Source organism: Enterobacter sp. SCRI0065, assembly GCF_059766475.1.
Window position 1 is genome coordinate 53654 of sequence record NZ_JCBAJB010000008.1, and the last position, 20240, is coordinate 73893.

The window sequence follows — 20240 nt, forward strand, 5'->3', positions numbered from 1 at the left end:
TTTATCCACGACTCTTTTACTGTTTTCCGTGCGGAATCGCGTTAGCATGAAGACAGACTCATTTAAATCGGGGATCTCATGGCTATTAAACTCATTGCAATCGATATGGACGGCACATTGCTGCTGCCCGATCACACCATCTCTCCTGCCGTTAAAAATGCGATCGCCGCTGCCCGCGAAAAAGGCGTCAATGTGGTTCTGACCACTGGTCGTCCGTATGCGGGCGTGCACAGCTATCTGAAAGAGCTGCACATGAACAAACCGGGTGATTACTGCATTACTTATAACGGTGCGCTGGTACAAAAAGCCGCCGATGGCAGCACCGTGGCACAAACTGCGTTGAGCTATGACGATTACCTGTACCTCGAAAAGCTGTCCCGCGAAGTGGGTTCACACTTCCACGCGCTCGATCGTAATACGCTCTACACCGCCAACCGCGATATCAGCTACTACACCGTGCATGAATCCTTTGTTGCCACCATTCCGCTGGTGTTCTGCGAAGCCGAGAAGATGGACCCGAGCACTCAGTTCCTGAAAGTGATGATGATTGATGAGCCTGAGATTCTGGATAAAGCTATCGCCCGCATCCCGGCGGAAGTGAAAGAAAAATACACCGTGCTAAAAAGCGCGCCGTACTTCCTCGAAATCCTTGATAAGCGTGTGAATAAAGGCACGGGCGTGAAGTCGTTAGCCGATGCGCTGGGCATTAAGCCTGAAGAGATCATGACGCTTGGCGATCAGGAAAACGACATTGCGATGATCGAATACGCTGGTATGGGTGTGGCGATGGAAAACGCGATCCCTTCCGTGAAAGAAGTCGCCAATTTCGTGACCAAATCTAATCTGGAAGACGGCGTTGCCTACGCGATTGAAAAGTTTGTCCTGAATTAAAAATGCGGGCAAATGCCGTCATGCATTTGCCCGTCAATTAATGACTCTTTTCTTGCCCCACTTTCAGATTCTACCAGGGGAATGCGCTCCAATTCGCACTGGTGAGGACCTAAGCCAATAATTGCCATGCATCAGGGTATCTCCATGAAACAAATCACCTTCGCTCCCCGCCATCATCAGCTTACCAATATCAATACCTGGACCGCCGACAGCCGCTGGCTGGCGTTTGATGTCCGCCCGTCCGGTGCATCGTTTACCGGTGAGACCATTGAGCGGGTCAATGTTGTAACGGGCGAGGTGGAGGTGATTTATCGTTCGGTTCACGGCGCGCACGTGGGCGTGGTGACCGTTCATCCTGCGCAAGATAAATATGTCTTTATTCTCGGCCCAGAAAACCCGGATGCGAACTGGCAATATGATTTTCACCATCGGCAGGGTGCAATCGCGCATAACGGCAAAATCAGCAATCTGGATGCGATGGACATCACCGCACCCTATACGCCAGGTGCGCTGCGCGGTGGTAGCCATGTCCACGTCTTTAGCCCCAACGGGCAGTTTGTCAGCTTTACCTATAACGACCATGTTCTGCACGAACGCGATGCGACGCTAGATTTGCGTAACGTCGGCGTCGCTGCACCGTTTGGCCCGGTTGTGCCGCAGGGGAATCACCCGCGTGAATATGCTGGCACGTTCTGGAGCGTGCTGGTGAGTCGTACGACACCGAATCCACAGCCGGGCAGTGATGAGATAAACCGCGCTTACGAAGAGGGTTGGGTTGGCAACGACCGACTGGCGTTTATCGGCGATACGCTTTCCAAAAGCGGTGAGAAAATCCCGGAGCTGTTTATTGTCACTCTGCCAAAAGATGAACAGGGTTGGAAACGTGCGGGGGAAGCGCCGCTGGAAGGCACGGCTGAGACCCTGCCCGCGCCACCCGCTGGCGTGGTTCAGCGCCGGCTGACGTTCACACACGGCCGGGCGCACCCTGGACTCGTTAATATTCCGCGCCATTGGGTACGCAGCAACCCGCAGGGCACGCAAATCGCGTTCCTGATGCGAGATAATATCGGGAAGGTGCAGCTGTGGCTAATATCGCCAGACGGTGGCGAACCGCGTCAATTAACGCGGAACAGCAGCGATATTCAGTCGGCGTTTACCTGGCATCCTTCGGGAGACATGCTGGGTTTTGTACTGGATAATCGAATGGCTTGCTGTGATGTGCAGACGGGAAAAGTGGCGTATTTGACGCCCGAACGCGATAACGCGCCTTCTGGCGATGCGGTTGTGTTCTCTCCAGACGGAAGTTTGCTTGCCTGGATGGAAGAAACGGGCGGTTTCCGTCAGCTTTGGGTAACGGAAACCGAGAAATGATTATGGGGCAGATATTTCTGCCGGTGGGATAACGGAATTCGTCGCCAAATTCTGCTTCTCACTTTTTTCAACGCGTGAACGCACCGAGCTATCGGTGCGGAACAGATCCCATGGCAGCAACAGCGTGTCCATTACGGCGGTGAATGGCATATCCAGCACCGCCAGGGACTTGGTTCCCCAGTTCGTATCGTCATCCGAAATCATCTCTGCGCTGGCGCGAGTTCCAGGATATGTTCCTTCTTTACCGCCAGTGTGAGACATCACGCTCGAACACCCGCTAAGTAAAATCACCACGCTGAACGCTGTCAGCTTTATCAGAACATTTTTCATCATGTGTTAATCAACGTTAATGGCACGACATAACTGCAATAGCGAGTTATAGCGAGCCCTGTGCGAAATGAATAGTTGAATAGCGCCGCTCTGTGGCAGCCATCGCAATTTAACCCTTTGTGCTGTAGTCCCAGTCTATGCGAGTGCCAGTAAAGTGCAAAAAATTCTTGCAATAAGAGCCTTGAAAAGACCGGAAGCAGACCCATTTTAAGAGTGTGACCCGAGAACGAACACGCCTGATGGGTGTTTGTGGGCACAGCAGCCTGTCCATGGTGGAAGGCTAATATTACTCGCTGATTTCAGGAGCTTTTATTTATGCGTAACTTCGATCTTTCTCCGCTTTACCGTTCTGCTATTGGTTTTGATCGTCTGTTCAACCACTTAGAAAATAACCAAGGTCAGGGTAACGGTTACCCTCCTTACAACGTTGAGCTGGTAGACGAAAATCACTACCGCATCGCGATTGCTGTTGCCGGTTTTGCAGAAAGCGAACTGGAGATCACCGCACAGGACAACCTGCTGGTGGTGAAAGGCTCTCATACGGCAGAGCAAAAAGAGCGTACCTACCTTTATCAGGGCATTGCTGAGCGCAACTTTGAGCGCAAATTCCAGCTGGCCGAGAACATTCATGTTAAAGGCGCGAACCTGGTAAACGGGCTGCTGTTTGTCGATCTGGAACGTGTGATTCCGGAAGAGAAAAAACCGCGTCGTATCGAAATTAACTAATTAAGCGGGTCGCTAACGCGGCCCATCCAAAACTGCTCGCCGAAAGGGAGCATATGTGAATCCGCGAGGATTTGCAGGAACAACTGCGCACAAAACTACACTGTGCTTAACTCGCTTCTCAGAAGGAGAAATAGTATGCGTAACTACGATTTATCACCCCTGCTGCGTCAATGGATCGGCTTTGACAAACTGGCTAACGCGTTGCAAAGCACCCCCGATCAACAGGCTTTTCCGCCATACAATATTGAAAAGAGTGATGATAACCATTACCGCATCACCCTTGCGCTGGCCGGATTCCGCCAGCAAGAACTGGATATCCAACTCGAAGGCACGCGCCTGACAGTGAAAGGTTCGCCAGCCAAACCAGAAGCTGAAACGCAGTGGTTACATCAGGGGCTGGTGATCCAGCCGTTTAGCCTGAGCTTTACCCTGGCTGACCATATGGAAGTTTCCGGCGCGACCTTCAATAACGGGTTGTTGCATATCGATCTCACCCGAAACGTGCCTGAAGCACTGGCCCCGCAGCGTATCGCCATTAGCGAACGCCCAGCGCTAGATAGCTAATATTGTGCGCTGTGAGGGCTGATGCCCGGCCTTCTCCCACAGGGAGAGGGTGAAAAGATTTAGCCCCGCTCCGGCGGGGCTTTTTTGTGCGCTATCACCCATACAACCCGCTCGCGCTCTGAGAGAATCCTTGTAATAACTCAGGTTATACACAGGGAATGGATCATGAGTGATATCGCGTTAACCGTTAGCGTGTTGGCCCTGGTCGCGGTGGTTGGGCTGTGGATTGGCAACATCAAAATCCGTGGTGTCGGGTTTGGTATCGGAGGCGTGCTGTTCGGCGGTATTTTTGTCGGCCACTTTGCCGACCAGCTTGGGCTCTCGCTCAGCGCTGAAATGCTGCATTTTATTCAGGAATTCGGCCTGATCCTCTTTGTGTACACCATTGGCATTCAGGTGGGACCGGGCTTCTTCGCCTCCCTGCGTGTCTCCGGGCTACGGCTCAATCTTTTCGCCCTTGGCATTGTGGTGATGGGCGGGCTGGTCACGGCCATCCTGCATAAACTCTTTGCGATACCGCTTCCGGTGGTGCTGGGGATCTTTTCCGGTGCCGTCACCAATACGCCTGCATTGGGGGCCGGACAGCAAATTCTGCGCGATCTCGGTATTGCGCCCGACGTCGTGGATCAGATGGGCATGAGCTACGCGATGGCCTACCCGTTTGGCATCTGCGGTATTCTGCTTACCATGTGGCTGGTGCGCGTGCTGTTTCGCATTAACGTTGATGACGAAGCGAAAAAGCATGAATCCACGCTGACCAACGGCCACGCGCTGATCAAAACCATTAATATCCGCGTCGAAAACCCGAACCTCAGTAATATGGCAATTCAGGACGTGCCGATCCTGAACAGTATCAGCATCATCTGTTCGCGCCTAAAACGCGGAGATATGCTGATGGTTCCCTCGCCGGGGACGGTCATCCAAATTGGTGATTTGTTGCATCTGGTTGGGCAGCCGGGCGACTTACACAGCGCCCAGCTGGTCATCGGTCAGGAGGTTGATACCTCGCTCTCCACGCGCGGCACTGACATGCGCGTTGAACGCGTTGTTGTCACCAACGAGCAGGTATTAGGCAAAAAAATCCGCGATCTACAGGTAAAAGAGCGTTATGACGTAGTGATCTCACGTCTTAATCGCGCGGGCGTCGAACTGGTTGCCAGCCCGGATGCCAGCCTACAGTTTGGTGACATCCTCAACCTGGTTGGCCGCCCGTCCTCTATCGATGCGGTCGCCGATATGGTGGGCAACGCACAGCAAAAATTACAGCAGGTTCAAATGCTGCCGGTGTTCATCGGCATTGGTCTTGGCGTCTTGCTCGGCTCTATTCCGCTGTATGTGCCGGGCTTTCCGGTGGCATTGAAGCTGGGGCTTGCTGGCGGGCCGCTGATTATGGCGCTAATTTTGGGGCGTATCGGCTGCATCGGTAAGCTGTACTGGTTTATGCCGCCCAGCGCGAACCTGGCGCTACGCGAACTGGGGATTGTACTGTTCCTGTCCGTTGTGGGTCTTAAATCCGGCGGAGATTTTATCGATACGCTAACGCAGGGTGAGGGCATCAGCTGGATTGGTTACGGCATTGTCATCACGGCGGTTCCGCTGCTGACGGTTGGGATTCTGGCGCGTATCTTCACCAAAATGAACTATCTGACGCTCTGCGGCATGCTGGCCGGGTCGATGACCGATCCGCCTGCGCTGGCTTTTGCCAACAACCTTCACGCCACCAGCGGTGCGGCGGCGCTCTCTTACGCTACGGTCTATCCGCTGGTGATGTTCCTGCGCATTATCACGCCGCAGCTACTGGCCGTGTTGTTCTGGGGCATGGGGTAATATCTCGTCGGGGTGGATACGCCGCAGATGGTAGTCCACCTGGTAATCGCTGGTGTTGCGGAACATCACGGAATAATTGAGGAACTCGCCGCTGTCGCTATAGGAAAGAGAGGTTATCCGCAGCAGCGGCGTGTGTTCAGGTAAGTTCATATAGCTGGCGAGCTGCTTATCCGCTAAGACGGGTGTCAGGCTCTCAATATTGCCGCTGATCGTTATCCCGCACTCCTTCTCGATATAATCAAATTTCGACCCTTCAAGATGCGCCAGCGAAAGGTGGCGAAACAGCTTCACCGGCATAAAGCTGTCTTCCAGCATCAGCGGCTTACCCTCGACGTAACGCACCCGGCGCGAAAAATAGATCCGCTCATCAATCTGAATCCGCAGCTGGCTGGCAATGGCCGGTGGGGCGGGCATCACTTCAAACTGCAACACCTTGCTCTGCACCTCTTTTCCCTGCTGGCGCAGGACTTCCACTAACCCCGTCAGGTTGGTGGTTTCATGGTGTACGTCTTTTCTCGCCACAAAGGTTCCGCTGCCGTGACGGCGCACCACCAGCCCCCATCCCACCAGCAGGTCAACGGCTTTACGAATGGTCATGCGCGCCACGCCAAACTCTTGCGCCAGCGTTTTTTCGCCTGGCAAGGGGCTGCCAATGTTGTAGTCGGATGAATTCAGCCGCAAACGTAATCGGTCGGCAATAGATTTGTAGATCACCTGTAGACCTCTCTGTTCGCATTTAGACGGTTATTTCGCTCAAACATGTCCATATTTAAGTTAAAAAGTAGACCTCACTGAGCAAAATAAAACCATGAATGCGATCACGAATCGCAGCGGTACGCAATGTTAACGCCTGAGCAAATTCTTATGCTGATTTCAGGCCAGCAAAAAACCATAAAGGCCTCAACTCCTACAGGTTGTTAAATGAGGATTTAAAGATGCTCAGTCAAATACAACGTTTTGGCGGCGCTATGTTTACCCCGGTGCTGTTATTCCCCTTTGCAGGGATGGTGGTCGGTATCGCCATCATGCTTCGCAATCCGCTTTTTGTGGGAGAAGCCTTAACCGCTCCCGATCATCTCTTTGCCCAAATCGTTCACATTATTGAAGAGGGTGGCTGGGCAGTATTTCGTAATATGCCGCTGATTTTTGCCGTCGGGTTACCCATTGGTCTGGCAAAACAGGCGCAAGGCCGGGCCTGCCTTGCGGTACTGATTAGCTTCCTGACCTGGAACTATTTTATTAACGCGATGGGAATGACCTGGGGTCAATTCTTTGGCGTGAACTTTATGGCCGAACCGACCGCCGGAAGCGGGTTGGCGATGATCGCCGGTATCAAAACGCTCGATACCAGTATTATTGGGGCAATTATTATTTCCGGGCTGGTAACGGCGATTCATAACCGTTATTTCGATAAACAGCTTCCGGTATTTCTTGGCATATTTCAGGGCACCTCGTTTGTGGTGATCATCGCCTTCTTCGTGATGATTCCATGCGCCTGGCTCACGCTGCTCGGCTGGCCAAAAGTGCAGATGGGCATTGAATCTCTACAGGCATTTTTACGCTCTGCCGGGGCGCTCGGCGTGTGGGTTTATACCTTCCTGGAACGCATTCTGATCCCAACGGGTTTGCATCACTTCGTCTACGGTCCGTTTATTTTTGGCCCGGCAGCCGTTGAGGGTGGCATTCAGGTGTACTGGGCACAACACCTGCAGGAGTTCAGCCAAAGCACCGAACCGCTGAAAACCCTGTTCCCGGAAGGCGGTTTTGCGCTGCACGGTAACTCGAAGGTCTTCGGTTCGGTTGGGATTGCGCTGGCGCTGTGGTACACCGCCTCGGCGGAAAACCGCGTCAAAGTCGCCGGGCTACTGATCCCCGCCACGCTCACTGCCATGCTGGTGGGCATTACCGAACCGCTTGAATTTACCTTCCTGTTTATTTCGCCGCTGCTGTTTGCCGTTCACGCCGTACTGGCCGCCACCATGGCGACGGTGATGTATATCTTCGGCGTGGTGGGCAACATGGGCGGTGGGCTGCTTGACCAGTTCTTACCGCAAAACTGGATCCCGATGTTCCACAACCATGCCTCGATGATGTTCACCCAGATTGGCATCGGTCTGTGCTTCACCGCGCTGTACTTCGTGGTCTTCAAAACGCTTATCGAGCGCTTCAATCTCAAAACTCCAGGCCGCGAAGAGAGCGAAATCAAGCTCTACAGCAAGGCTGACTATAAGGCGGCTCGTGGGCAAACCACCGTCGCGGCAAACACCACCTCAGGCCAGGCCGCAGGCTATCTACAGGCTCTGGGCGGGGCGGGCAATATTGAGAGCATCAACAACTGCGCCACCCGGCTGCGTATCGCGCTGGTCGATATGACGAAAACGCAAGGTGACGACGTCTTCAAAGCCCTTGGTGCCCACGGTGTGGTACGTCGAGGCAACGGCATTCAGGTGATCGTCGGGCTGCATGTCCCGCAGGTGCGCGACCAGCTTGAATCGCTAATGAAAACTCCATCAACCATCGAATCATCTACCCTGACAGAGGCTGTATCATGAAAAAATTCTCAGTGGTTATCGCAGGTGGCGGCAGCACTTTTACGCCTGGTATCGTCCTGATGTTGCTGGCGAACCGTGATCGCTTCCCGCTGCGCGCGCTGAAGTTCTATGACAACGACGGTGCGCGTCAGGAAACTATCGCCGAAGCGTGTAAAGTCATTCTCAAGGAGCAGGCCCCGGATATTGAGTTCAGCTACACCACCGACCCGAAAGCGGCGTTTACCGACGTTGATTTTGTGATGGCGCATATCCGCGTGGGTAAATACCCGATGCGTGAAAAAGACGAAAAAATCCCGCTGCACCACGGCGTTCTGGGCCAGGAAACCTGCGGACCGGGCGGGATATCCTACGGGATGCGCTCCATTGGCGGTGTGCTGGAGCTGGTGGATTATATGGAACAGTACTCCCCGAACGCCTGGATGCTGAACTACTCCAACCCGGCAGCGATTGTGGCAGAAGCCACCCGTCGACTCCGCCCTCAGGCCAAAATTCTCAACATCTGCGATATGCCGATCGGTATCGAAGGGCGTATGGCGCAGATTGTTGGCCTGAAGGATCGCAAAGAGATGCGCGTGCGCTACTACGGCCTGAATCACTTTGGCTGGTGGACGTCGATTGAAGATTTAAACGGTAACGATCTAATGCCGAAACTGCGCGAGTACGTCGCGAAAAACGGCTATGTACCGCCATCAGAGGATGCACATACCGAAGCGAGCTGGAACGACACCTTTGCCAAGGCGAAAGACGTGCAGGCGCTGGATCCAGACACCATGCCGAACACGTACCTGAAATATTACTTCTTCCCGGATTACGTCGTCGCGCACTCCAACCCGGAACGCACCCGTGCCAACGAGGTCATGGATCACCGCGAGAAGCACGTGTTCAGTTCCTGTCGCGCCATCATCGAGGCCGGGAAATCTTCTGCCGGTGAGCTGGAAATCGACGAACATGCGTCGTACATCGTCGATCTGGCAACCGCGATCGCCTTTAACACTCAGGAACGCATGCTGTTGATTGTGCCGAATAACGGCGCGATTCATAACTTTGATGCGGATGCGATGGTCGAAATTCCATGCCTGGTAGGTAAAAACGGACCGGAACCGTTAACCGTAGGCGATATCCCGCATTTCCAGAAAGGGTTAATGAGCCAGCAGGTGGCGGTGGAAAAACTGGTGGTTGATGCCTGGGAGGAGCGCTCGTATACCAAGCTCTGGCAGGCAATTACCTTGTCGAAAACCGTGCCGAGTGCGTCGGTGGCGAAGGCCATTCTGGATGACCTGATAGAGGCCAACAAGGACTACTGGCCAGAGCTGCATTAATCCTCGCGACCGGCATCGTTCTGATGCCGGTCTCCTTGAACGTGTCGATTTACGCTATGCTGAAGCCTGCCCGTGGCACGACAAGGAACCCTGATGAAAATTTCCCACCTCGGCGAAGCGCCGGATTACCGCTTTTCGTTAGCCAATGAGCGCACTTTTTTGGCGTGGATCCGTACAGCGTTGGGTTTTCTTGCCGCTGGCATTGGCCTGGACCAACTTGCCCCCGATTTTGCCACGCCGCTGATCCGTGAAGTGCTGGCGCTGCTGCTATGCCTGTTCTCGGGCACGCTGGCGATTTACGGCTATCTACGCTGGCTGCGTAACGAAAAGGCAATGCGTCTGAAAGAGGATCTACCTTACACGCGGGGCCTGGTGACGATCAGTACGATTTTGCTGGCAGTGGCTGTTGTGGTGATCGGGCTGATTTTCTATGGCGGATAGCCGAAAAGCGCGGCGACAGGCCGATCCCGGTTTGCAACCGGAGCGCACTTCTCTGGCCTGGCTTCGCACATCACTGGGTTACGCTGCGCTCATCGCGATGGCAATCAAACATAACTGGCACCGTTCCGGATTACCGTTCTGGGTCTCGATTGGGGTGCTGGCGTTCGTGGCGGTGTTACTTTGGCGCTATACCCGTAACCGTAACCTGATGGATGTGAATCGGGATGATTTTATTCAGCCAAAGGCCGTGCGTGATAAATTCTTGATCTCCCTCGCAGTTCTCTCCCTCGCATTACTGTTTGCTGTAACGCACTTACAACAAATTTTAGGATAACCCATGACAGGATGTCACGTTAACTCTGCGCGAGTTGTGGTGGACAGTCGCATCGCTCAGACCCCCGAGGCGCTGTATTGCAGGCTGCGCCAGAAGGGCACCAAACAGCTTATTTTTGTCCCTTCCACTGTGTGTAGGTGGCCGCTTGATGCTGAACAATGGGGCGATTTTCTCAACCGGATTTTTGCGATTTGGGTCCGGGAAGATATTGGGAAACTCTCCGTGCAGATATTTGACGACGCACTAGAAGCCTGGTGTGGCGAACGAGTTTATCAGGGCAACGGATCGCTGAAATGCCAGAGTTGCTTTGGCCGACGCTTATGCACGTCGGCCAATAACGGCCTGCTTTGCGACGGTTATCTCGCTTTTTATCAATACAGTGCACCCTTTATGAAAGTGATGCGCGATTTGATACGGAACAACCACTCAGCAAGCGAGCTAATGACGTTGTTAAGGCAAACGCGATAAGCGGCCCTTTGCCAGGTATTTCGCCATCTCGTCTTCCGGCACCATGCCGCCGCCGGTCGCCCACACCAGATGCGTTGCCTGCTCTGATGTAGCCACACGCACCGGTCCGGCCATGCCCGCCAGCGCGGACGGTTCAAGGCGAATGCCTTCTTCCTGTGCCAGCCAGCCCAGCATGTCGTACATGCTCTGATCGCTTAAGGTGTAGAACCCGTCGAGCAGGCGCTCCATTGCCCGGCCAACAAAGCCGGACGCGCGGCCAACGGCCAGGCCATCTGCCGCCGTCACGTTATCAATACCCAAATCCTGTACCGCAATTTCGTCATGCAAACCGGTGTACACGCCCAGCAGCATGCAGGGGGAATGCGTCGGCTCGGCAAAGAAGCAGTGGACGTTATCGCCAAACGCCAGCTTCAGGCCGAATGCCACGCCGCCGGGGCCACCGCCGACGCCGCAGGGCAGATAGACATACAGCGGATGTTCTGCGTCCACGACGCGCCCCTGTTCGGCAAACTGTGCCTTCAGGCGCTCGCCCGCCACCGCATAGCCTAAGAACAGCGTATGGGAATTTTCATCGTCGATGAAGAAGCAGTTCGGATCGCCTTCTGCCGCCTTACGGCCCTGTTCCACCGCCACACCGTAATCCTGTTCATACTCCACAACCTGCACGCCGTGGCTGCGCAGTTTGGCCTTCTTCCACTCGCGAGCGTCGGCGGACATATGCACCGTAACCTTAAAGCCGACGCGGGCGCTCATAATGCCAATGGACATCCCCAGGTTGCCGGTCGACCCGACGGCGATGCTGTACTGGCTGAAAAAGTCCTTAAAGCGAGGTTCCAGCAAAATGCTGTAATCGTCCGTCAGCGACAGTAATCCGGCTTCCAGCGCCAGCTTTTCAGCGTGGGTCAGCACCTCATAAATTCCGCCGCGCGCCTTGATGGAGCCGGAAATCGGCAGATGGCTGTCTTTTTTCAGCAGCAAGGTGCCGTTAATCGTCGTGCCAAACTCTTTCTCAAGCCGCTTATGCATGGCGGGGATCGCCACGACCTCAGATTCAATAATGCCGTTCGTCGCCGCGGTTTCAGGGAAGGCTTTTGCCAGATAAGGCGCAAAGCGATTCAGGCGCGCATGCGCGTCGGCGACGTCGGCCTGCGTCAGCCCGACGTAGGGTAGGCCCTCGGCCAGCGTGGTGGTGCGCGGATTAAACCAGGTGGTCTCTTTCAGTGCAATCAGGTCCTCTACCAGAGGAAATTGTGTGGTTAAGGCAGTGATTTTTGCGTTTTCCATAATACGTCTCTTCGCGCTCAGATAATGAAGGAAAGCAGGAACGTGCAGCCAAGTGCAAGCACCGAGGCGATAAATGTCGCCGTCGTATAGTATTTGAAGGTCTCATTCAGGGTTGCGCCGCAGTATTGCTTCACCAGCCAGAAGAGGGAGTCCGTCACGATCGTGCAGCCAATCGCGCCGGAACCGATGGCAATGGCAATGATCTCCGGGCTGACGTCGGGATACAACGGCAGCATCGGGGCCACAATGGCCGTTGCGCCCATCATCGCCACCGTCGCCGAACCTACCGCCGCATGCAGAATCAGCGCTACCAGCCAGGCCAGCAAAATCGGGTGCATATGCATATTGGACAAAATCAGCGCCAGCGTGTCGGCTAAACCGCTGGTCTTGAGGATTGCGTTAAACGCACCGCCCGCGCCGATGATCAACAGAATATTGGCGATAGAGCCAAAGCCATTCTCGGTGTGTTTGAGCAGCGCGCTCATCCCCATATGTTGGCGTAAACCTAGCAGGTAATAGGCCACGAAAACGGCGATAAACATTGCGGTGATCGGGTTGCCGATAAATTCCAGCAGCGTATACAGCGACCCCTCTTTCGCCATGTTCAGCTCGGCGATGGTTTTCACCAGCATCAGGCCAATCGGCAGCAGGATCGTAAACAGCGTGGCGCCCAGCGACGGCAGAGTATGTTCTTCCCGCACCTTCAGGTCTGAAAACTCAGCCGGAACCGGCTTGAAAGGCAGACGGTTACCAACCAGTTTCAAAAACAGCGGGCCGCCCACCAGGGATGCCGCCAGACCGACCAGCAGGCCGTACACGATCACCGTCCCGACGTCTGCGCCCAGCTTGTTGGTGACAAACAACGCGGCCGGATGCGGCGGAACCACGCAGTGAACTGCCATCAATGCGGTACACAAAGGAATCGCAAGTTTCAGCAACGAGGTCTGCGTTTTTTTGGCGATGGAGAAAGCCAGCGGGATCAGCAACACCACGCCCACTTCGACGAACAGCGTAATACCGCAAATCAGCCCCACCAGCACCATGATCACGTCGGTCGACAACCAGCGGCAACGCTGTAGCGTCAGACCAATACGTTCCGCTGCACCGGATACTTCCATCATTTTGCCAAGAATGGTGCCCAGGCCAATCACCGCAGCCAGGAAGCCAAGCGTCCCGCCGATACCGCTCTCAATGGCGTTGACCATATCCAGCGGGCTCATCCCCATCATGGTGCCAACAAAGAAGCTGGCCAGCAGCAGGGCGAGGAAAGGATGAAACTTGAGTTTTACGATGGTTAACACAATTAACACGATGCTGCTTAGCAGCGTCGCTACAACCCAGACCTGAGATTCCATATCTCACCTCGCCCATGAAGAATGTGCTGCTATTGGACGAAAAAACGGCATAGGCTGACAAACGATATAAATTGCGTTTCAGGTGAGCCAGATTGCATCAAATGGGTGATGTCGCTCTAATAAACGTGCTTAATTCGTGTTTGGTTCACATTAATTCATCATTAGCGGTTAATCTGGACGCTAAATAAGCACAAGGAATTGGCAATGAACGACGTCAACGAGGCCAGAAATCGGCTGTTAAACGGCTGGCAGCTGTCAAAAATGCACACCTTCGAAGTCGCCGCGCGGCACGAATCCTTTGCCCTGGCGGCGGATGAGCTATCGCTCAGCCCCAGCGCGGTGAGCCATCGCATCAATTTACTGGAAGAGGAACTGGGCATTCAGCTGTTCGTGCGCTCGCACCGCAAGGTGGAGCTGACACAGGAAGGTAAGCGCGTTTACTGGACGCTAAAATCATCGCTGGATACGCTGAATCAGGAGATCCTCGACATCAAAAACCAGGCGCTGTCCGGCACGCTGACGGTCTATTCTCGCCCGTCGATAGCCCAGTGCTGGCTGGTGCCGATGCTCGGCGATTTTACTCGCCGCTATCCGTCGATCTCGCTGACCATTCTCACCGGTAATGATTATCCGAATATGCAGCGAACGGGTATCGATCTGGCGCTCTACTTCGACAATATGCCACCCACACAGCAGGTTCATCATTTCTTGATGGACGAGGCGATCCTGCCGGTATGCTCACCGGAATACGCTCGTCAGCATGAATTACTGAAAAACCCGGATAACCTGCGTCACTGCACACTGCTGCACGACCGCCAGGCCTGGAGTAACGATTCCGGCACCGACGAATGGTTTAGCTGGGCGCAGCATTTTGCGTTGAATCTGCCGCCATCATCGGGCATTGGCTTCGATCGTTCCGATTTGGCCGTCATTGCTGCCATGAATCACGTTGGCGTTGCGATGGGGCGCAGGCGGTTGGTGCAGAAGCGGCTCGATCGCGGTGAGCTTATTGCGCCATTTGGCGACAAAGCGCTGGAATGCCATCAGCACTATTACGTCTCGACGCTTTCCGGGCGGCAGTGGCCGAAAATCGACGCCTTTATCGACTGGCTCAAAAGCCAGGTGAAGTGAAGAATTATTACGCTTTGTCGCTACACCAAATATGAAAAAGCGTGCTAAATACAGGGTATTGCTTTCGATTTCTCGCAAGGTTTGCCGTGTTAAAACCATTGATGGTCGCTGCGCTAGTGTTCTCTTCAGGCTGGGCTTTTGCCGTTGAGCCACCGCTGACGGCTGCGCATTATGCGCAGCAGCTCGGCGTGGGTATTGATGTCGACTGGGCACGCACCGAGCGCGGCATACGCGAGTTCGACCCGCTGGTGGTCCGTGATTTTCGGGCAAAGGGCTTCACCCACGTGCGCATCCGCGTCGCCGGAGAACCAACAGAAGCCCGGCTTATACATCTGCGCAAACTAGTGGAAGCGTGCGATCAATATGGCGTGATCCCCGTCATTGCCTATCAGGCAGATGAATACAAAAACGATCCGAAGCCGGATAACGAAAAAGAGGTGGTGAACTGGTGGATTGCCGTGGCGCACTACTTCGATAAAAGCTCGCCGCTGCTGGGGTTTGATCTGATTTACGAGCCAGCAGACAAGCTGAATCACAATCCAGCCTCGCTGAATCGCGTGTACGAAAAAACCATCAAAGCTATTCACGGTATTGATGCCGAACGGATGATCTTCATCGCACCCCGCCTGCGTGCCGCCCCCGAGGATTTATCGAGCCTGAAGCTCCCTGCGCGCAGCCAAAATACGGTTCTTGCGGAGTGGCATATTTTCCCGTGGGGACCGCTGAAAAATAACGCCAAATATCCATGGACGTCCGGCACGGCGGCGGAAAAAGCGTCCATTCGCAGCCGGATTAGCGCGGCAGTGCGCTGGCAGCAAAAAACCGGGCACGTCAGCTGGGTGGGCGGTTGGGGCGTGGGTGAATCCATCCACTTAACGCCGACGGCTTCACAAATCGCGTTCGCCAGCTTTATGGCCTGCGAGTTGCAAAAGGCGAAAATTCCGTACGCGATTAACGCGGATTTTCAGTTCTATGATGGGGAAGAAGGGGCGTGGCGACCGACTATGGAACCATTGCTCCAGGCGATGATGACGCCGATATGTGAAAAGCCCGACGAGAAGCCGGGCAAACATGCGCTTAAACCATCTGCTCGTGATGCGGCTCACGCGACGCCAGCGGCAGCCAGCACAGTAAAATCAGCAGCCCCATCAGGGTCATCAACAGGCCAAGACTAGCCTGCCCGGTTTGCGGCATCATGGCGGAAAGCCAGGCCAGCACGCCGGAACCGATGTTTTGCAGGCCGCCAACCAGCGCGCCAGCGGTCCCGGCCAAAAACGGAAACGGCTCCATCGCACCGCTGGTCGCCAGCGGGAACAGCATGCCCGCGCCAAAGAAGAACAGCGCCGCCGGGACAAGCAGCGTCCAGACGGTCATCACGCCGAGCAGGCCCGGGATCCACATCATCACCCCCGCCAGTAAACAGCTGACTACCGACTGCCACATCAGCGTCGAAAAGCGCTTGTTCGGGCGTCCGGCAAACCACGCGCCGAAGAACGCCGCCGGGATTGGCAGGATAAACAGAATGCTCACCACCATGCTGCTGAGGCCAAGCCCTGCGCCCAGCAGTACGCCGGAACAGGCTTCAAACACCGCAATGCCCGCCAGACCGCCAATCAGCATCAGCAAATAACAGTTGAACGCACCGTGACCAAACAAGGTTTTGTAGTTGGCGATAAGCTTTGTGCGCGGCGCACCCGTCGGGCGCGTTTCGGGCATCCAGCGCGCCATGCTAAAGGTGACGATAATACACAGCACCAGCAGGAAGGCGTAACACGCGCGCCAGGACCAGATGCTGTCCAGCACCCCGCCAATCAGCGGTGCCAGCAGCGGGCTGACCAGAATACCCATGTTGAGCAAGCTATTGGCATGGCGAAGCTGCGAGCCTTGATACATATCGCGTGGCAACGTTCGCGCCATCACTCCGCCGACTCCGGTGCCCATTCCCTGTAACGCGCTGGCGGCGATCAGCACCGTCAGGCTGTGGGTGGTAATGGCAATCACCGTCGCCACCATGAAAATCGACATCCCCACCAGGATCACTGGCCGACGCCCGACGCGGTCGGACAGTGGGCCATAAAACAGCTGTGAGACACCGTAGGTCAGCAGATAGGCGGCCATCACGCTTTGCACCGCGCCTTCGCGGGCGTTGAGTTCCTTTGCCATGTCCGCAATCGCCGGGATATAGATGGTTTGCGCCATCTGTCCCACGGCCACCAGTAACACCAGCATCAACAGTAAATTAACGTTCCTTTGCTTTTTCATGTCGCTGAATACTTTTGCTAAAAGAGTAAAATAAAGAATAAGTGACTACACATTCCCATAAATGCGCGAGGAATCTACCACAATGCGATGGCAATTTAAGCATCAGTGCGGCGAATGAAAAGAAGAGATAAGGCAGGATTTGTAAACAATATCGGCAACTAATGTTGCCAGCGAGCGTTATTAAAGAGGGGCGGTTTCCCGCCCCTCTCAGGTGCGACTTGAACCTGAACTACCGCAGGTATTTCAGGACGGCATCAAGCAGTTGCAGTATCGCAACAATGAGTCTGAGGATAAGTATCACCATATCCACGGCGCCCATACGCGTCTCCTTTCAGTCAAAAGGAGCACGGTGCTGGCGTACCTCTCCGCCGCCTGTTGCCAGCACCTTGATTGACGTAACACAGTGTGCTCACTTCAGGGGGTTAAGGCACTGACGGCACCACCCGTTTCAGCCAGGACTTCGTTGCGCCGGTGTACTGCTTGCGGCCCCCTTACGCACTGCGAACAAAATCAGTATAGATAAATACTGTATGTATGAACAGGTATTTATGGACAAAATGCGACAGGCGATCCATACTCCATTACGTCAAAATCCGTGCCTAAAATTGCGCGTTCGTCGCCGATCGCGTATACTTTTTGCGTTGACGTAACACAGTGTGTTCTGCGGAAACCAACCGCAAATCCCTGAAAAAAACCTCGCTATGGCGAGGTTTTTTGTTTTCTGAACAAGCCGCCCGCCAGCCCGTTGCTGGAAATTGTGTGTGCAAGAATTAGCCGCTACGAAGCGCATCATCCAGCGATTGTCGCGTTACGCCAGGAAATGGAATCTGTCCCTGCCGGAATTGCGGTTTTAAAAACGCTCATGGATCAGTACAAATTGAATCTGTCTGATTTTCAGGATGAAATCGGCAGTAAATCAATGGTCTCAAAGGTGCTCAACGGTCAACGCCAGCTAACCTTAAACCATATAAAAAAACTGGCTGCTCGATTTGGCGTGTCGCCTGCGCTTTTCATTGAATGAGATAAAAACGGCGATCGTGCGCTTTTCATCACCCAACAAACGAAACGTGATCCCTGACGCAAATTTGTGTGGATGAAAATATTTCCATTGTCTCGCCTGAAAACCTGTGTTTGTATAAATTCAATCAATGATTCCAAACACAGGTCCTACATGACAACTTCCATGATGACGTCGACCCTACTAAAAACTGCGCAACCTGCCGCAGTGGTCGTCGTACGTGTGGTGGTGGTCGTCGGCAACGCGCCGTAGGGACTGGATCAACACACGAATCCAAAACCCCGCCGGCGCAAACCGGGCGGGGTTTTTAGTTTAAACGCCTCCCGGAAAGTCGGCTCAGAAGAAAAGGACTGGAGCATGGCAAGTTCGGGCACAACATCCAACAAGACGCGTTTTACCGGCGCGCAGCTGATCGTTCATTTACTGGAACGTCAGGGCATCACGCTGGTTTCCGGCATTCCCGGCGGCACGGTTCTGCCGCTGTACGACGCATTAAGCCAAAGCACGCAAATCCGTCACGTTCTGGCGCGCCACGAGCAGGGCGCGGGCTTTATCGCTCAGGGCATGGCGCGCACGCAGGGTAAACCGGCGGTTTGTATGGCCTGTAGCGGGCCGGGCGCGACCAACCTGGTGACCGCCATCGCCGACGCCCGCCTCGACTCCATTCCGCTGATTTGTATTACCGGCCAGGTGCCTTCTTCAATGATCGGCACCGACGCATTTCAGGAAGTAGACACCTACGGCATCTCTATCCCCATCACCAAACATAACTACTTAGTCCGCGATATCAGCGACCTACCACGGGTTATCAGTGATGCGTTTCGCATTGCCCAGTCAGGCCGTCCAGGCCCGGTGTGGATAGACATTCCTAAGGACGTGCAAACCGCAGAAATCGACATCGACGTCTTCCCGGAGCCGGGCGATCGCGCACCTGCGCCGGAATTCAGCGCAGACAGCGTGAAGGACGCGGCGGCGATGATTAACGCGGCCAAACGCCCGGTACTGTATTTGGGCGGTGGGGCGATTAACGCCTCCGATGCCGCGCGCGAGTTCGCGGAAAAAGCCAACCTGCCAACCACCATGACCTTAATGGCGCTGGGCATGCTGCCAAAAGCGCACCCGCTGTCGTTAGGTATGCTGGGCATGCACGGCGCGCGCAGCACCAACTTCATCCTGCAAGAGGCAGATTTGCTGATCGTGCTCGGCGCACGTTTTGATGACCGGGCGATTGGCAAAACCGAGCAATTCTGCCCGAATGCCAAAATTATCCACGTGGATATCGATCGCGCTGAGCTGGGTAAAATTAAACAGCCGCACGTGGCGATTCAGGGCGACGTGGCGCAAGTGCTGGCGCAGTTGATCCCGCAAACTGAGGCTACCGACCGCGCCGACTGGCGTCAGTTGGTGGCCGACCTGCAAAAAGAGTTCCCGAGCGCTATCCCAACCGAGTGCGATCCGCTGAGCCATTACGGCCTGATCAACGCCGTGGCCGCCTGCGTGGACGACAGTGCAATTATTTCTACCGACGTGGGCCAGCACCAGATGTGGACTGCGCAGGCCTATCCGCTGAACCGTCCTCGCCAGTGGCTGACTTCCGGCGGGTTGGGCACCATGGGCTTTGGCCTGCCTGCGGCAGTGGGTGCGGCGTTGGCCAATCCGGACCGTAAGGTCATCTGCTTCTCCGGCGACGGCAGCCTGATGATGAATATTCAGGAAATGGCCACTGCGGCCGAAAACCAGTTAGATGTGAAAATTATTCTGATGAATAACGAAGCGTTGGGCCTGGTGCATCAGCAGCAAAGCCTGTTCTACAAGCAGGGTGTGTTTGCCGCGACCTATCCGGGAACGATCAACTTTATGCAGATTGCTGCCGGTTTTGGCCTGCACGCCTGCGATTTGAACGCCGAAGCCGATCCGCAAGCGGCGTTGCAAGAGGCAATCTCACGCCCCGGACCGGCGCTTATCCACGTGCGTATCGACCCTGAACAAAAAGTTTATCCGATGGTCCCGCCGGGTGCGGCCAATACAGAAATGGTGGGAGAATAAGCCATGCAGAAACACTGTGATAACGTCATTCTGGAACTCACCGTTCGCAACCACCCTGGCGTCATGACCCACGTCTGCGGGCTATTCGCCCGTCGCGCCTTTAACGTTGAAGGCATTCTCTGTCTGCCCATTCAGGGCAGCGAGCACAGCCGCATCTGGCTGTTAGTGAATGACGATCAGCGTCTTGAACAGATGATGGCCCAGATCGACAAGCTGGAGGACGTCACCAAAGTGGTGCGTAACCAGTCCGATCCGACCATGTTTAACAAGATTTCCGTCTTCTTCGAATAAAACGCTCATAGCTTGAACACCCACGCGCTT

22 protein-coding genes and 1 other annotated feature are annotated in these 20240 nt (G+C 54.7%); of the genes, 16 read left to right on the top strand and 6 right to left on the bottom strand.

What is annotated here, in order from left to right; translation table 11 throughout:
- Window positions 1-78 precede the first annotated feature (78 nt).
- Both yidA and AC6EMZ_RS18590 read left to right on the top strand, forming a co-directional pair.
- A complete protein-coding gene (yidA, locus tag AC6EMZ_RS18585) occupies window positions 79-891 on the top strand; it encodes a sugar-phosphatase (RefSeq protein WP_498404239.1) in 813 nt (270 codons plus the stop codon).
- Between the two features lie 144 nt (window positions 892-1035).
- A complete protein-coding gene (locus AC6EMZ_RS18590; RefSeq protein WP_498404241.1) occupies window positions 1036-2262 on the top strand; it encodes a YidR family protein in 1227 nt (408 codons plus the stop codon).
- On the opposite strand, the gene AC6EMZ_RS18595 is transcribed toward AC6EMZ_RS18590, so the two are convergent.
- Entirely contained in the window at window positions 2263-2595 is a 333-nt protein-coding gene (locus AC6EMZ_RS18595) for a YceK/YidQ family lipoprotein (RefSeq protein WP_498404242.1), read from the bottom strand.
- Between the two features lie 245 nt (window positions 2596-2840).
- Window positions 2841-2914, top strand: a sequence feature (ROSE (Repression Of Heat Shock gene Expression) occurs in the 5'-region of heat shock genes and acts as an RNA thermometer to modulate expression.).
- Between AC6EMZ_RS18595 and ibpA the strand changes: the two genes are divergently transcribed.
- From ibpA to AC6EMZ_RS18610, 3 genes are all read left to right on the top strand, one after another.
- Window positions 2908-3318, top strand: coding sequence for a small heat shock chaperone IbpA (gene ibpA / locus AC6EMZ_RS18600; protein WP_498404243.1), 411 nt, complete (start codon window positions 2908-2910; stop codon window positions 3316-3318). It overlaps the preceding feature by 7 nt.
- A 135-nt stretch (window positions 3319-3453) precedes the next feature.
- Window positions 3454-3882 carry a small heat shock chaperone IbpB gene (ibpB, locus tag AC6EMZ_RS18605; protein ID WP_498404244.1) on the top strand — a complete coding sequence of 143 codons (429 nt, stop codon included), beginning with the start codon at window positions 3454-3456 and terminating at the stop codon, window positions 3880-3882.
- Window positions 3883-4047: 165 nt separating this feature from the next.
- Window positions 4048-5709: a putative transporter gene (locus AC6EMZ_RS18610; protein ID WP_498404245.1), complete on the top strand. Its 1662-nt coding sequence runs from the start codon at window positions 4048-4050 to the stop codon at window positions 5707-5709.
- Here AC6EMZ_RS18610 and AC6EMZ_RS18615 read toward each other — a convergent pair.
- Window positions 5677-6423 carry a GntR family transcriptional regulator gene (locus tag AC6EMZ_RS18615; RefSeq protein WP_498404246.1) on the bottom strand — a complete coding sequence of 249 codons (747 nt, stop codon included), beginning with the start codon at window positions 6421-6423 and terminating at the stop codon, window positions 5677-5679. The two genes, AC6EMZ_RS18610 and AC6EMZ_RS18615, sit on opposite strands and share 33 nt — an antisense overlap.
- A 221-nt stretch (window positions 6424-6644) precedes the next feature.
- Between AC6EMZ_RS18615 and AC6EMZ_RS18620 the strand changes: the two genes are divergently transcribed.
- The 5 genes from AC6EMZ_RS18620 (at window position 6645) to AC6EMZ_RS18640 (ending at window position 10823) form a co-directional block, all read left to right on the top strand.
- Window positions 6645-8261: an alpha-glucoside-specific PTS transporter subunit IIBC gene (locus AC6EMZ_RS18620; protein WP_498404247.1), complete on the top strand. Its 1617-nt coding sequence runs from the start codon at window positions 6645-6647 to the stop codon at window positions 8259-8261.
- Entirely contained in the window at window positions 8258-9580 is a 1323-nt protein-coding gene (locus AC6EMZ_RS18625; RefSeq protein WP_498404248.1) for a 6-phospho-alpha-glucosidase, read from the top strand. Before AC6EMZ_RS18620 ends, AC6EMZ_RS18625 begins: the two co-directional genes overlap by 4 nt.
- A gap of 93 nt (window positions 9581-9673) precedes the next feature.
- Window positions 9674-10021 (top strand): YidH family protein, encoded by a 348-nt coding sequence (locus AC6EMZ_RS18630; RefSeq protein ID WP_498404249.1) that lies wholly within the window; start codon window positions 9674-9676, stop codon window positions 10019-10021.
- Entirely contained in the window at window positions 10011-10355 is a 345-nt protein-coding gene (locus AC6EMZ_RS18635; protein ID WP_498404250.1) for a DUF202 domain-containing protein, read from the top strand. Before AC6EMZ_RS18630 ends, AC6EMZ_RS18635 begins: the two co-directional genes overlap by 11 nt.
- A gap of 3 nt (window positions 10356-10358) precedes the next feature.
- Complete coding sequence (locus AC6EMZ_RS18640) at window positions 10359-10823, top strand: regulator (protein WP_498404251.1); 465 nt, start codon at window positions 10359-10361, stop codon at window positions 10821-10823.
- Here the strand turns inward: AC6EMZ_RS18640 and dsdA are convergent.
- Both dsdA and dsdX read right to left on the bottom strand, forming a co-directional pair.
- Complete coding sequence (gene dsdA, locus AC6EMZ_RS18645; RefSeq protein WP_498404252.1) at window positions 10806-12107, bottom strand: D-serine ammonia-lyase; 1302 nt, start codon at window positions 12105-12107, stop codon at window positions 10806-10808. The two genes, AC6EMZ_RS18640 and dsdA, sit on opposite strands and share 18 nt — an antisense overlap.
- A gap of 17 nt (window positions 12108-12124) precedes the next feature.
- Entirely contained in the window at window positions 12125-13462 is a 1338-nt protein-coding gene (gene dsdX, locus AC6EMZ_RS18650; RefSeq protein ID WP_498404253.1) for a D-serine transporter DsdX, read from the bottom strand.
- 204 nt (window positions 13463-13666) lie between these two features.
- Between dsdX and dsdC the strand changes: the two genes are divergently transcribed.
- A complete protein-coding gene (dsdC, locus tag AC6EMZ_RS18655) occupies window positions 13667-14593 on the top strand; it encodes a DNA-binding transcriptional regulator DsdC (RefSeq protein ID WP_498404255.1) in 927 nt (308 codons plus the stop codon).
- Between the two features lie 86 nt (window positions 14594-14679).
- Window positions 14680-15768, top strand: a complete 1089-nt coding sequence (locus AC6EMZ_RS18660) for a cellulase family glycosylhydrolase (RefSeq protein ID WP_498404256.1) — start codon at window positions 14680-14682, stop codon at window positions 15766-15768.
- On the opposite strand, the gene emrD is transcribed toward AC6EMZ_RS18660, so the two are convergent.
- Together emrD and tisB are read right to left on the bottom strand one after the other, a co-directional pair.
- Entirely contained in the window at window positions 15671-16855 is a 1185-nt protein-coding gene (gene emrD / locus AC6EMZ_RS18665) for a multidrug efflux MFS transporter EmrD (protein ID WP_498404257.1), read from the bottom strand. The two genes, AC6EMZ_RS18660 and emrD, sit on opposite strands and share 98 nt — an antisense overlap.
- A 229-nt stretch (window positions 16856-17084) precedes the next feature.
- Window positions 17085-17174, bottom strand: a complete 90-nt coding sequence (gene tisB, locus AC6EMZ_RS18670) for a type I toxin-antitoxin system toxin TisB (protein WP_041689181.1) — start codon at window positions 17172-17174, stop codon at window positions 17085-17087.
- A 438-nt stretch (window positions 17175-17612) separates the two neighbouring features.
- On the opposite strand from tisB, the gene AC6EMZ_RS18675 reads away from it, so the two are divergent.
- The 4 genes from AC6EMZ_RS18675 (at window position 17613) to ilvN (ending at window position 20210) form a co-directional block, all read left to right on the top strand.
- Entirely contained in the window at window positions 17613-17876 is a 264-nt protein-coding gene (locus AC6EMZ_RS18675; RefSeq protein WP_498404259.1) for a helix-turn-helix domain-containing protein, read from the top strand.
- Window positions 17877-18026: 150 nt separating this feature from the next.
- Window positions 18027-18125 carry an ilvB operon leader peptide IvbL gene (gene ivbL, locus AC6EMZ_RS18680; RefSeq protein WP_154128753.1) on the top strand — a complete coding sequence of 33 codons (99 nt, stop codon included), beginning with the start codon at window positions 18027-18029 and terminating at the stop codon, window positions 18123-18125.
- A 105-nt stretch (window positions 18126-18230) separates the two neighbouring features.
- Window positions 18231-19919: an acetolactate synthase large subunit gene (ilvB, locus tag AC6EMZ_RS18685; protein WP_498404260.1), complete on the top strand. Its 1689-nt coding sequence runs from the start codon at window positions 18231-18233 to the stop codon at window positions 19917-19919.
- Between the two features lie 3 nt (window positions 19920-19922).
- Window positions 19923-20210, top strand: coding sequence for an acetolactate synthase small subunit (gene ilvN, locus AC6EMZ_RS18690; RefSeq protein WP_498404261.1), 288 nt, complete (start codon window positions 19923-19925; stop codon window positions 20208-20210).
- The last annotated feature ends 30 nt before the right edge of the window (window positions 20211-20240 follow it).